Here is a 12,068-nt window from a genome sequence, read left to right as displayed (position 1 = left end):
GGACAGGGACATGGACAAGACAACGATCTGGCTGATTGTCGGTTTTTTCGGGCAGGCCTTTTTCACCAGCAGGTTTCTCGTGCAATGGTTTGCGAGCGAGAGACTGAAAAAAAGCGTTGTCCCGACGGCATTCTGGTATTTAAGCCTGCTCGGGGGCACGATCCTCCTGGCCTATGCCCTGAATCGCCGTGACCCTGTTTTCATTGTAGGGCAGCTGACCGGTATCTTTATTTATTTGCGAAATCTCCATTTTGTCCGGGAAGAAGCACGGCAGACAAGAACATTAACATGAGAGTTCCTTGAATAATTTCGTCTTAAATGGAGAATATCGAGATAATCATCCTGATCGGCCTCTTGTGTAGCCTTCGACAGACTGATTTTGATTAACGTTGCAGCTTTATGGCGGGATTGGTGATTATTCAAAATTCCCTTGAAACAAACCAGGATACAGCAGGTGAAAATATGTTGAAAAGCGGATTTTTGGTTCTGACGTTGCAGTTGATCATGATTGGAAATGCGGTAGCCCAAAACGATGCGGAGGGCCGGACCTCGCGATTCCTCTTCTTGCCTTTTGACAGCAGTTCCGCAGGTAAATACACCTATCTCGCCTATGGGGTTCGCACCATGCTGGCCAGCCGCCTGGCGGCAAAGGATGGGGTGCAGCTTGTCGATTATGCCATGCAGGCATCAGAGGTGAAAAAATTGGAGGCTGCCGGCAGGGGAGAGGGGGATGCCAGGGTCGACTTCAGCAGGCTGCAGGCCGATTATCTGGTCTCAGGGGCGTTGTATGCCACAAACAATGGTCTTAAGATTCAGGTTGTCGTGTCCGCCGCCGACTCAGCAGATAAGCAGCAGAATTTTTCCACAACAGCTGAAAACGAAGAACAGGTCATTCCGGTGATCGGAACCTTGAGTGAGGAGATCTACGCGAAGATCCTGCGCACTCCCGCCACAGCCGGCTCTCAGCAGGCAGCGGTACAGGACGAGAGCGGGGTGGTCGGTTTTCGCACCGAACATCCGGAGAAGGAGTACAAGAAGGGCCTCTTTGGCGGAGGTTCCATCGTCGGCAGCGAAGGGAGTGACGTCGCGGTCACGGCAAAGGGGTTGAAAAAAAGCTCGACAATCCCTGTCGTCATGGTCGCCATGGACGTCGGCGATCTCGATGGGGATGGGGAACAGGAGATCGTTTTTAGCTCGAGAACTGCACTGGAGATTTTTCATTACAATGACGGACGGTTTCAAAAGATCGGCGACTACAGGCTGAGGCCGACCTTCAAAATCCATGCCCTGAATATCGCAGATCTCGATAAAGACGGAAAATCAGAGATATATATCAGTGCCAACGAGCGTTTCAGGGTTTCCTCGCTGATTGCCGAGTGGTCCGCCGGCGAGGGTGTGAAGATTCTACACGAGAATATCGCCTGGTTTCTCCGGCCGATCCTGTTGCCGGGCGAAGGGATGATCCTGGCCGGACAGATCGGCAGCAATGAGGCCGGCAAGGGATTCGTCGGGTCTGGAATTTATCGTCTTGAGATCGGCGGATCCCGGGCTTCTGTCCGTCGCGGCGCCAAACTGCCGCTTCCCGGCTCGCTCAATCTTTTTGATTTCGTCCAGGCGGACCTTGACGGCAACGGGACTGTCGAGACGGTGGCCATAGACAGAAATGAAAAACTCCTGGTCTATGACAATCAGAATAATCTGCTGTGGGTCAGTGAAGGCAATTTCGGCGGCAGCAGAAATTATCTGGGGCCGGTGAAGGGCGAGGAAAACATCGGTGAGCCAACCGGCGGCAAAACAGAACAGGGCTCGAGTAGAGATATGGTGTTTGTGCCGACCAGACTGCTGGTGCAGGATATCGACAATGATCGCCAGCAGGAGATTATCATCGGCAGGAATAAGCGGAATTCCCCACGGTACCTCCGGAATTACCGGGAATATGACGGAGGCGACATTGCCTGTCTCAGCTGGCGGGAATCGGAGTTGAAAGAGGTCTGGCATACCAGTACAATTCCTGGTTATATCTCTGATTACAGTTTCATTCTGCCTCCTGCCGGCACGCAGAAGGATTCTCGGAAAACCAACGCGCAACTGTATGTCGGGCAGGTCCCTGGCAGTACTTTCCTGAGTTTTTTGGCCGCCAAGGAGAGTAGAATGCTGGTGTACGAGATTGAACTTCCGAAACCATGAGTGTCAGCCTCGTAAAAAGACACTCCGCCGACATCTTGTCCCCCGTATCATGCTGATTTCAGGCAGTGTGGCCATTAATCTCCTGAAAACCAATTGGTTCTGGCTGCTTCTGTGGGCAGGGCTGGTGGTTTCCGCCATTCTTTCACGCCCGCCATTGCCAATCGATGAAACCCGCTATCTTTCCGTCGCCTGGGAGATGTGGCACAGCAATCAATTTCTCGTCCCGCATAGCAATGGCGTCCCCTACAGCCACAAGCCTCCATTGCTGTTCTGGCTGATTCATTTTGGCTGGTGGCTCTTCGGCGTCAATGAATGGTCGGCACGACTGACGCCGCCACTGTTTGGGCTCGCCTCTCTGTTCCTGACAAGACGTATCGCGACAGTTCTGTGGCCTGCCCTTCCCGCTGTCGGGCAGACTGCCCCTCTGATCCTTCTCAGCATGGGTGTATGGAGCATCTTCTCTACACTCACCATGTTCGACACACTGATCGTTTTCTTCACTCTTGCCGCTTATCTTCTGGTTCTGACCCGGGCAGAAAACGGTGGCCGCGGTTTATGGCTCGTTCTTGGTCTGGTGCTCGGGCTGGGTTTGTTGACAAAAGGACCGGTGATTTTCGTCTATGTCGCCCCACCGATACTCCTCGCCCCGCTGTGGACCTTTACCGCCAACTGGTGGCGTTGGTACGGCGGCTTTGTCCTTGCTCTGTGCATCGGCGTTGTGGTCGCCCTGGCCTGGGCAATCCCGGCCGCTGTGGCAGGGGGAGAGGAATATGGCCAGGCCATTCTGTTCAGCCAGACCGCCGGGCGGATGGTGCAGTCGTTCGCCCATCGTCGGCCTGTGTACTGGTATCTCCTGCTGCTGCCTCTGGTGCTGTTTCCATGGTCTCTATGGCTGCCTTTCTGGCGGGGTTGGAAAATCCAGGGTGATAATTCACTGCGATTCTGCCTTTCCATTCTGGTCCCGTCCTTTGTTACGCTCTCCATCGTCAGCGGCAAACAGATCCATTATCTCCTGCCCCTGCTGCCAATAGCCGCAATCGTCCTGGGTCGGATTGCAGCCGCTTCACCTGGGCCAAAACGGTATGATCGATGGCCCTATCTGCTGTTTTTTACGATTCTGGCCGTGGCCCTGGTGGTGCTTCCGACCCTGCCGGTTCTGGGACGGGAAGCGACCATCGTACACTATATCCCATGGTCGGCGGCATTCGTCCCACTCCTCACCGGCTGCATCCTGGTATGGCTCGTCGGTTCGAAGCCCGATCATGGGCCTCAGATCATCGCCGCCTCGGTGCTTCTCCATCTCATTGTGTTACACTTGGTGTTGTCTCAATCGATTGCCACGCTGTTCAACCCGAGCGACATGATCACCGTGGTATCTCAGGTCGAGAGAGAGGGAAAACCAATCGCTGTCTATCCCAAGGATCTTGCGGATCAGTTCCACTTCGCCGCCCGTCTGACGCGACCGGTCACGGCATTGGATACGGTTCCGGAACTGCAGGGCTGGTCGAGACGGAATCCGACCGGTTACTGCCTGGTCTTTGCCGACAGAGAATTCCTCGCTCAGTTTGGTCAGGATCAAGGAGCCCGGCCCTACAGGGATAAATGGCTCATGTTCAGTCGTCGATTGTATCCCTCGGAGTAGTCGGGATTCGCCCGGAAAATTACATCGAAATGTTGAAGGCAACCCATGCTCGGCACTCATCCCGCCCTCCTCCAGTTTATCCGGTACGTCATCGCCGGAGGCGTCGCCACCGCCGCCCATATCGTCCTGTTTCACCTGGTCGCCTGGAAGGTATTTCCGTCGCTGCAGGCGAACGATTACGCCGTCCGGTTTTTTGGGCTGAAGATCCGGGAAGTCAACGATTACAGCCGCGCCCGCAACTCGATGCTCGGCAACGTCATCGCCTTTGTCTTCTCGAACATGGTCGCCTATCTGATCAACATCTTCTGGGTCTTCGAACGAGGACGCCATTCCCTGCTGGTCGAGGTCGTGCTGTTCTACCTGGTCTCGGGGATCAGCATGGCCATCGGCACCGTGCTGATGGGACTGCTGATCCGGCGTCTGCGTCTGCTCACGACCTTCGCCTTCGGCGCCAACCTGGTAGCAGCGGTGATGATCAATTACGTAATGCGGAAGTATTTGATCTTCCAGGGATGATCCGATCCATTGCAATTCGGGTTCGAGGTAGAGCGGGCCAATTTTCTACCATTCTGCATCGGTTGTGCATTTCCGGATTCGCCCGCAACTCCGGTGTCTGGGGAAGGGGGGACGCCTCTGGTGGCGTCGACAACAGCATCCTGCACCATGTCTATCGCACCACGGCAATCCTTGGCGAAGAACTGGAGGTACAAGGACACCGTGTCGAGCGAGTTGTCAATCCAGCTGGATGGTGCGGAGTTGTCAACCATGGCAAAGTTGACGTTTGCTTAAAAAGATAATTGGTACTGGTTGATCCAGCTGAAGGGAACCTATACGTATCTCTTTCAATATCGGCTTGGCTTTGTTCTGACGCTCATCAACCAACTGCTCCGGTGTCAGTTCCCTGCGCCTGACTCTGAGGTCAAGGCGATCATCGAACAGCTCGATGAATTGTGCTGGAAGTGGGTTTCAACGGCCTGGAGGTGGATAAGGTCTCGGCGATGATCTCCGGCCTTCGCCGCGACGAGCACAATATCGACGCGATCATGCACCGGCTGCGCCGGACCATGTTCACGCAGGAGAAAGAGCTCGACCCGATTTCGGTGATGTTCTGGTACAAGCTCATCCACCGACTCGGCAGCATCTCCGATCAGGCGGAAAACATTGCCGACCGCCTGCTGCTCTTTCTTTCCAAATAAGCACAGGGATGACGATGGAAAATTCTGAATGGCAGGGTATTTTGACCGGGAGAGTCCGGCTGTCATTGTATTATTCCATGGAGATCACATAATGTCCCGATCACCTCCCCTGATTCAAATTTATCCCGCTGGCCAGCCAGGGCTCACTAACCAGTTTTGTTATCGGCGTTGCGCTGTTGCGTTGCGTTGCGCGTTGCGTCCAACATGGGAATGGTCCGCACACAGGTCCGCACCTCGCACAAGGGCAAAAGAAGTACGCAGTGGAGAGGGGAAATTGGTAAGTAGTAATCTTGTGTGCAGCGATGTCAGAACATCTTAGGAACATTGAAGAATCTCGAAATTCATCAGTAATATTGATATTTACTGGAGTGAAGTTCGCACTGAAGTACGCACCCTGCAGAGGGAGTAATGAATTTGTCCGCACAAGTGTCCGCACGGTAAGCCGCGTTCTGTTGATTAACGCGATGCCCGGCGAAGTCCTGGCCACATGACTGGACACCGATTATTCCATGTTCCGGGTTGAGTGCGATAACCTCGATAATATCGAAATAATCCTACCTGAGTCCATGCGGGCCAGCGTAGGGGTTGGACTTTTCCACAATGGCGCAGGCGCAGACGAGACCGCGACGACGAGGGGCACGCAATGTTCTCTGGGGCGGCGCATATCCCCATCAGAAAGGCCCTCCCTGGTAAGAGAACTGCTCATTGGTGTCCGGCCTCCGCTCCTCCGGGAACATTCCCGACTGGCGCGCTGGTTGCAGCCGTGCCGGTGGGGTTGGTTGTCCCTGGTTCAGCCCGGTCATGTTCTCGGCCCGGCTGATCTCATGAGCGATGACCTGCCAGCCGGTCCGCCGATTCCCATCCTTGTCTTGCCACTCGGTTGACTGGATGTGACCTCGAACCTCGATCCGGTCGCCGGGGGAAAGCTCGGTTTGTTCCGCCAGGGCCTTGAAGGCAACGTTCCTGATTCGTTCCTTCCAGCACAGCACCGAAAATGAAACCATCGCCATGCCGGTCTTGGTCTGTATCCGGTCGAATCTCTGGACCGTGCCGGAGAATCGAAACTCGTTCAGATCTCTCATTCCTCGTCTCCATCAAATGGGCTTAGGCTTGTATTGCTGCCGTTTGCCTGTAAATAAAGTTCCTCATCAAGTTCGAAGATGTTGAAGGTAAGAGCACAGTTAAAGCAGAAGGCAAAACTCTTCACGTCTCCTCGGGAGTTGTTTATCAGGACTCCTGTAAAATCCACTTCGGGAGTGTCGCAGATGGTGCAAGTTACTTTCTCTGGTTCAGTGTTCTGATTTTTCATTTTCAACCTCGTAGTGGTCTCTTAGTGAATGTTCGCCTTGCCTCTCGATGTCCGCCGACTTTCCCCGGCAAGTGTCCAAATGCACCCTGCAATTCCTGCAGGTATCCGCCGCCAGCCTTCCGAAAACTCCCCCTCGGCTTGGTAGAGGCAACCGGGCACGGCCTCACCCATGATGGTCAAAATCTCAACCCTCGAACAGTTTAGGCAGGGGGGCGGGATAGACATGGGGGTATCCCGATCCCCTTTGTTTGCAGCCAGCCAGGTTGTGTCTGTGGGGGCCTCCATCGACTCAGTTCTCCGAAAAAGTTTTGTATTGATAATCCTTGTGGACGCGGTCGCGCTGCTTGCCGTCCAGCCACCGGAGGTCAGAAACAGGCTTGATAGTCAACCCGTCCCCGATCCGGTATTCGATCTCCTTACGCTCCGGATGATTCCGGGCATCGCGTGGATACTTGATTTTCCGCAGGTAGCATGACTTCACGTTCTGGGTCACTGAATCGAGTAACAAGGCGATCCTGGCGCGTTCCAGGGCAAACTCTCCGCCGCGCGGGAACGATTCCCCGGACTTCTTCTGGATCAGGATCACGAGCAACCCGGCGCCTACCCGGTCGGCCATCTGTGCGATGGTCTCGCCGATCTCGTAGAAATCCCGGTGGATCTGGAGAAAATCGAGGATAGTGATACCATCGGTGAGGACGGCGCGGGGAAAGTCATATTGTCGGCTCACCCATTGGACGTGATGACAGAGCATGTCGCCATCAGGCCCCATCTCTGCCAGGAGCGCCCCCAACTCCTCGGATGTCATCTCGGAGTTCAGGTATCGGATGCCGGTCCGGGCGATTTCAACTAAACGCTGGTCAACCTCCCCCGGCGCTGGCACCCCCCCACTAAACGAACGAAGAGAGTGGGGGGGTGAGACAAGAGGGTCGGCCCCAATTCCGGACAACTGGCCAGTCCATCTTCTCAAAAGGTCCATCGCCATGAGGGTTTTTCCGCTGTTGGTTGCGCCGCCGATGACGATAACCGTGCCAGGCATGACATTGAAATGATTGTGTAATCCGAGCGGAAAGGGGAGTGGTAACGGGATACCCTTCTCGATTACCGGCTGCATGAATTCAAGCCCTGGCTCGGTTGGAAGATACACACCTCTTTTTGCAGGGTGTTTTTCGATGACCCCGGTTTTCACCAGGTAATTCAAAGCATCGTTCGCGGTCTTCTTGTCGCGCCTTGTAAATATCCCAATATCCTGACATAACTGACTATATTTTACCTCTCCAGGGTGTCCGTCGACATACTCCCGCACATCTCCAGCGATACCGCCCCATTTCCGTTCAGATTGTCCGGGATTTTGTCCGAATTGACTTTCGGACTGTCCGTTTTGTCCGTTTTGTCCGGAATGTCCGGAATGTCCGGAATGTCCGGAATTAGTTTGATAGTCGTCATCGCTGGGAAATGGTGGTTCCTCAATCATCGATGTCCTGCTTTTTGGGAAGTGTTCCGGGTAAGTCTCGACAACCCACCGTGCCGCCGCTTTAAAATCTCCATTGAAACGGAAATGCGTTACATAGCCGAATTTTTTGATCGGCTGCTCTGCTGGTAGCGGAGTGCTGCTGGAGAAGACGTACAGCCCCCTCTCGTTTACCGTGGCGCTTGTACCCGGCGGGGTCTTGCCGGGCCGGGAGTAATGATGTCGGTCGCCTACCTTCTGGAGATATTTCCATCCATCGGTGGTCAACAAGTCGTGCCAATCTGCAACCCGCTCCAGCACATCGCCAGGACGTTCACCATCGGTGTGGCTACAGGCCTCCAGCTTCGGCTCTCGAGCCTGTTCGGTGTGACGATCGAAGGATCGCGCCAGGCCATGAAGGAAAGCCCGGTCTGCTGCTGTGATCGTCGCCAGGGTGGATATATCGGACTCCAACCGATACCCTGGACTCGGGGCAACGAGAGCGTAACCGCCTTCTCCCCGGGTCTCGATCTTGGTTTCCCGGCCATCCGCCGACCGCGCCAGTTTCAGGTTGCCCTGTACCGGCTCACAGGAACGATAGAGTAAATGGTATCCGCCGCTCGGGGTCTGCTGCGTCAACAACAGGCTAGCCAACTCGGGCCGCGCCGCTCGTAGCTGGTCCATGAATGGCTGGAAAAGTTCCGGTGCGTCGAAGTCGAGAATTTCGAAATTTCCAGATACCCGGCCAGCGACAACTGCGACCGCATAATCTTTTTCGGTTGGGAACAGGTGCTGGATCTCTGCCAGAGTGGGGGCATGATCCTGGTATTGCTTCCATTTGCAGGTCGGCCTCTTCGGTCGGTCAGGGTGATCGGCTGGAAATGTCGGAATGACTGACAGGCCCAGTTCGATAAAAGTATTGATCTCCTCAATCATGGCCACCTCCCGGTTAACCAATCGACAGCGGCGCCTGGGCACAGGCCCCGAAACACGAAGGAGGGACGACGCGCTTGATGGTTCGGCGGATAAGGCGTTGAGTCTTTAGCAAAAATCGGTTAGGTTGGAACTGTATTGTTGAAGCGGTCTCCGGCCTGCCAGCCACACAGGGGACCGCTTTTGTTTTGGCGGGCATTAGCCTATGCCTCCATCCGCTCGATCAACCACCTCAGCAGGCCTTCGACGGAATAACACTGTTGGCGGCCGATTTTGAAGGCTCCTTCCGGGCCAGTGCCCGCTGAATCTCGATTGGCCATCGTCCCCACGGCAATCAGTCCGCCGGTGAACTCCGGTACTCGCGATCTCGGCACAAAACTTGTCGGCCATTTGTCTGCCGCCTTCATAATGGTTGCAATTGCGGCTTCTTTGGCGTCGTTATCAGACTTTTTCATAATTCCCCTCCTGGAATCGGCTTGTTGGCTGCCCCCAGTGAAAAGGCAGCCGGTTCAGACCGTGCGGTAAATCGATTGTCGAATCTCGAAAAAAGCAAAAAAAAAAGGCCCGGCAATAGAGGGGCATTACTCACCTCAATTACCGGGCCTGCAGACCTCTGTTAAAGGCCAGCTCGACACCTACGTTATGAGAATGTCGTTGTTAAACGGCTACTCTCATTAATTGAATATACATCATTTGTTAAACCGAATGCAAACGAAATCTATGTTGCATGATACGACTTCGGCAATGATGAGTGATCAACCGTTCTGTCACATGATTCTTGTGATTTTTCCGTTCTATTGCCAGTTGAGAAAAACGCCGTTTACCAACAAGGATTGTATGTCTATTATCCTTCATCGCGATAATTGGAGTGGCGAGTTCTGCCGGCATGCAAACGTAAACCCAACCCTTTTATTACCTTCATTATCGTAGCAAACTCCGGATTGCCGTCGGTGCTCAGCGCCCGATACAAAACCTCCCGAGAAAGCCCGATTTCTCTGGCCAGCTTCGACATGTTGCCGGCCTTGGCGATATCTCCCAAGGCTGCACGCACGAGGCTACCGTCACCGGGATCGTCATCAAGACACGCTTCGAAGTAGGCCATGATATCCTCTTCCGTTTTGAGATGGTCCGAGGCGTCCCATCGGGTGAATTTTTCTGTCATGTTCAGTCCCTGTTCAGGGACCGTCCCTGCTTCGGCCATTCCTCCGGCGGAATCCACCTCACCCGCGGATCGTCCTCGAAGCTCAGTTTCAGAACGTCCTCCTGATCCTTCTTCCCCTGCATTGCCCAATACCTCCGCTTGGTTGGTCCGTCAGGGTCGTGCTTTTCCGGTGATCAGCATGGCCCGGTGAATGCCGGTTTAATGTTCCGTTGCCCTGTACGATTCAACATCCATGGGCGATCCGCTCAAGAGCGGCATTGACCAGGAAACCGCTGCGGGTTTCTCCCCTGGCTGAGACATACCTGTCGATCCGGGAGAGGACCCGGCGCGGTACGCTGATGTTGATCCGTTCAGTCTTGTCGTCAAGCAGGGCGCTGTCAATATCGACAATCGCCCAGACCATCCCGGCATACTCGGAATTGTGGACGTGATCAGCAAGCCTTCCCGGTGCCGGTATGGTCTCTCCGGCATCAAGGGCTGCCTCGATCCACAGAGCGATTGCCTCCCGGCTGTTTTCGACCGCCTCGTCCATCGTATCGCCGGCGGAAAAACATCCGGGAAGATCCGGCACGACAACGCCGAATGCCGTGGTCTCAGAACCTTCCTCAATAGCGATTGGATATTTCATGAAGCCACCTCGTGAATTCCTGCTTGTTTTAGGATCTTCGTAACCAGCCCCGAGCCAAGGTCTTTCTTGGGATGGGGAATGGTGATATGCCCTGGCCTGTTCGGATGTGTGAGAATATGGTGCGAACCTTTCACCCGCTGCACGGTCCACCCGGCATCCTCAAGTCGTCGAATCAATTCCCTGCTGTTCATATTGTGTATAGTACACACTCGCTAGTGATAGGTCAATGGCTGCCAGGCAAACGGCTTTTTGGAGAAGGTCATTGTCCGTTGCTCTGTCGCCTCATCCGTGTAATCTTTCCGCCCTGCTGCCGGTCGAGGACCGCCATTGCTGACTTGATGCTGTCGTCGTTGATATGGCTGTAGCGCATCGTCATTGTCAGCGTTTTGTGTCCAAGGATCTTGGCTATAACTGGAATCTCGACACCGGCGTTGACGAGGGTCGAGGCGCACGAGTGCCGCAGGGAGTGGAAGACCACTTTCAGGCGCCGGTCGTCGATGCCATCATTCAGCCCCAGCCGGTTCACGCCGTCCATGAAGGTGTTGGATACCCGCGCCATCTTCCGCCCGTTGGCGTCAACGAAAACGAGGTCGTCCGGCCGCCCTGGTTGCATCTCATCGAACATGTCGAGAACGGTATCGGTCAGGTAGACTGCTCTGGTTTCTCCGTTCTTGGGTTCGAGCACCAGCATTTCCCTGTTCTGAATGTTGATGTGCTGCCATCGGAGATTGGCAATCTCGGAGAATCGCATCCCTGTATTCAGAGACAGCAGGGAGATGCGCCAGGTCGTCAGGGAGTGCGCTTTGATATCGGCCAGGAGTTCCGCTGCCTCCGCCGGCGACAAGTACCGCTGCCTCTTGTTGTCGATCTTCTGGCGTTCGAGGAAGTGGGTGGTGGGCACATCGCCGGCATAGATTTTGTGCTTCAATGCGAAGTGATAGACCTGCCGGACGATACTCTTGGTGTAGCCAATCGATCGAGGCGCCTTTCCCGCTTTGGTCATCTTCGCCCGGATCTTCTCCAGGTCGAACAACAGGATCTGGTCGAGGCGCTTCTTGCCGATGGTGGGCGCTATCCAATTCTTGTAATAGTTGGCCTCGTCCTTCAAGCTCTTCTTGTGCTCGTTCGATTCGCAATACTGCTCAAAGACGTTGTCGAAGATGATCCGGTTCTCCCGGATCTGCCGGCGCTCTTCCTCCTGGCGTTGCCGCTCTACCTCGTCAAGATCGGCTTTTCTCAGCGCCTTGAGTTCGGCCAGGGTGAAGGGTGGGGACATGTTCCGGCGGTTCTGCCGGAGCTCAAGCGCGGTGGAGACGATGTCGTCTTCATTCCTGAAATCATCTCCCTCCCACCCGTATGTGTCGGTGGTGGTCCGGCCCTGCCATTTGTAGACCGCCACATAATTCCGGGTCGGCCGCTTACTCCTTCCGACACCAACCGACCGCGTATTGTCTTCGCTATATCGCAATCCGTATTTGCCGACCGAGACCCATTCTTTCACCATCCGTGCATCCCTGGTTCAATTCCTGGTCCCGGCACCAGCAAATATAAGCGCTTAGAGTTT

At 54.7% G+C, this 12,068-nt stretch carries 13 protein-coding genes; 5 read left to right on the top strand and 8 right to left on the bottom strand.

Annotated features, from left to right (window positions below; all coding sequences use genetic code 11):
• Positions 1-10: 10 nt before the first annotated feature.
• The 5 genes from HNQ81_RS04450 (at position 11) to HNQ81_RS04430 (ending at position 5,025) form a co-directional block, all read left to right on the top strand.
• Positions 11-292, top strand: coding sequence for a lipid-A-disaccharide synthase N-terminal domain-containing protein (locus HNQ81_RS04450; RefSeq protein ID WP_183348732.1), 282 nt, complete (start codon positions 11-13; stop codon positions 290-292).
• Between the two features lie 212 nt (positions 293-504).
• Entirely contained in the window at positions 505-2,187 is a 1,683-nt protein-coding gene (locus tag HNQ81_RS04445) for an FG-GAP repeat domain-containing protein (RefSeq protein WP_183348730.1), read from the top strand.
• 49 nt (positions 2,188-2,236) lie between these two features.
• Positions 2,237-3,829 (top strand): ArnT family glycosyltransferase, encoded by a 1,593-nt coding sequence (locus HNQ81_RS04440; RefSeq protein ID WP_183348728.1) that lies wholly within the window; start codon positions 2,237-2,239, stop codon positions 3,827-3,829.
• Between the two features lie 45 nt (positions 3,830-3,874).
• Positions 3,875-4,345: a GtrA family protein gene (locus tag HNQ81_RS04435; protein ID WP_183348726.1), complete on the top strand. Its 471-nt coding sequence runs from the start codon at positions 3,875-3,877 to the stop codon at positions 4,343-4,345.
• Between the two features lie 434 nt (positions 4,346-4,779).
• A complete protein-coding gene (locus tag HNQ81_RS04430) occupies positions 4,780-5,025 on the top strand; it encodes a DUF47 family protein (protein ID WP_337833421.1) in 246 nt (81 codons plus the stop codon).
• Positions 5,026-5,696: 671 nt separating this feature from the next.
• Here the strand turns inward: HNQ81_RS04430 and HNQ81_RS04425 are convergent.
• From HNQ81_RS04425 to HNQ81_RS04390, 8 genes are all read right to left on the bottom strand, one after another.
• Complete coding sequence (locus tag HNQ81_RS04425; RefSeq protein ID WP_183348724.1) at positions 5,697-6,107, bottom strand: single-stranded DNA-binding protein; 411 nt, start codon at positions 6,105-6,107, stop codon at positions 5,697-5,699.
• Positions 6,104-6,334 carry a hypothetical protein gene (locus tag HNQ81_RS04420; protein WP_183348722.1) on the bottom strand — a complete coding sequence of 77 codons (231 nt, stop codon included), beginning with the start codon at positions 6,332-6,334 and terminating at the stop codon, positions 6,104-6,106. Before HNQ81_RS04420 ends, HNQ81_RS04425 begins: the two co-directional genes overlap by 4 nt.
• A 289-nt stretch (positions 6,335-6,623) precedes the next feature.
• The gene (locus HNQ81_RS04415) at positions 6,624-8,717 is read right to left on the bottom strand and encodes a bifunctional DNA primase/polymerase (protein ID WP_183348720.1); all 2,094 of its coding nucleotides are present in this window, start codon (positions 8,715-8,717) and stop codon (positions 6,624-6,626) included.
• A 200-nt stretch (positions 8,718-8,917) separates the two neighbouring features.
• A complete protein-coding gene (locus HNQ81_RS04410; RefSeq protein ID WP_183348718.1) occupies positions 8,918-9,169 on the bottom strand; it encodes a hypothetical protein in 252 nt (83 codons plus the stop codon).
• Positions 9,170-9,558: 389 nt separating this feature from the next.
• A complete protein-coding gene (locus tag HNQ81_RS04405; RefSeq protein WP_183349046.1) occupies positions 9,559-9,876 on the bottom strand; it encodes an addiction module antidote protein in 318 nt (105 codons plus the stop codon).
• A gap of 223 nt (positions 9,877-10,099) precedes the next feature.
• Complete coding sequence (locus HNQ81_RS04400) at positions 10,100-10,504, bottom strand: type II toxin-antitoxin system HicB family antitoxin (protein ID WP_183348716.1); 405 nt, start codon at positions 10,502-10,504, stop codon at positions 10,100-10,102.
• Complete coding sequence (locus HNQ81_RS18040; protein WP_183348714.1) at positions 10,501-10,695, bottom strand: type II toxin-antitoxin system HicA family toxin; 195 nt, start codon at positions 10,693-10,695, stop codon at positions 10,501-10,503. Before HNQ81_RS18040 ends, HNQ81_RS04400 begins: the two co-directional genes overlap by 4 nt.
• 68 nt (positions 10,696-10,763) lie before the next feature.
• Positions 10,764-12,008, bottom strand: coding sequence for a tyrosine-type recombinase/integrase (locus HNQ81_RS04390; protein WP_183348712.1), 1,245 nt, complete (start codon positions 12,006-12,008; stop codon positions 10,764-10,766).
• Between the last annotated feature and the right edge of the window lie 60 nt (positions 12,009-12,068).

Source organism: Desulfoprunum benzoelyticum (assembly GCF_014201505.1).
GTDB classification, from domain to species: Bacteria; Desulfobacterota; Desulfobulbia; order Desulfobulbales; family Desulfocapsaceae; genus Desulfoprunum; species Desulfoprunum benzoelyticum.
This window is presented reverse-complemented; position numbering and strand designations above follow the sequence as displayed.

Bases quoted from the DNA above. Each gene is read 5' to 3' on its own strand.
- HNQ81_RS04450 (WP_183348732.1), top strand. From the start codon at position 11: ATGGACAAGACAACGATCTGGCTGATTGTCGGTTTTTTCGGGCAGGCC.
- HNQ81_RS04445 (WP_183348730.1), top strand. From the start codon at position 505: ATGATTGGAAATGCGGTAGCCCAAAACGATGCGGAGGGCCGGACCTCG.
- HNQ81_RS04440 (WP_183348728.1), top strand. From the start codon at position 2,237: ATGCTGATTTCAGGCAGTGTGGCCATTAATCTCCTGAAAACCAATTGG.
- HNQ81_RS04435 (WP_183348726.1), top strand. From the start codon at position 3,875: ATGCTCGGCACTCATCCCGCCCTCCTCCAGTTTATCCGGTACGTCATC.
- HNQ81_RS04425 (WP_183348724.1), bottom strand. From the start codon at position 6,107: ATGAGAGATCTGAACGAGTTTCGATTCTCCGGCACGGTCCAGAGATTC.
- HNQ81_RS04420 (WP_183348722.1), bottom strand. From the start codon at position 6,334: ATGAAAAATCAGAACACTGAACCAGAGAAAGTAACTTGCACCATCTGC.
- HNQ81_RS04415 (WP_183348720.1), bottom strand. From the start codon at position 8,717: ATGATTGAGGAGATCAATACTTTTATCGAACTGGGCCTGTCAGTCATT.
- HNQ81_RS04410 (WP_183348718.1), bottom strand. From the start codon at position 9,169: ATGAAAAAGTCTGATAACGACGCCAAAGAAGCCGCAATTGCAACCATT.
- HNQ81_RS04405 (WP_183349046.1), bottom strand. From the start codon at position 9,876: ATGACAGAAAAATTCACCCGATGGGACGCCTCGGACCATCTCAAAACG.
- HNQ81_RS04400 (WP_183348716.1), bottom strand. From the start codon at position 10,504: ATGAAATATCCAATCGCTATTGAGGAAGGTTCTGAGACCACGGCATTC.
- HNQ81_RS18040 (WP_183348714.1), bottom strand. From the start codon at position 10,695: ATGAACAGCAGGGAATTGATTCGACGACTTGAGGATGCCGGGTGGACC.
- HNQ81_RS04390 (WP_183348712.1), bottom strand. From the start codon at position 12,008: ATGGTGAAAGAATGGGTCTCGGTCGGCAAATACGGATTGCGATATAGC.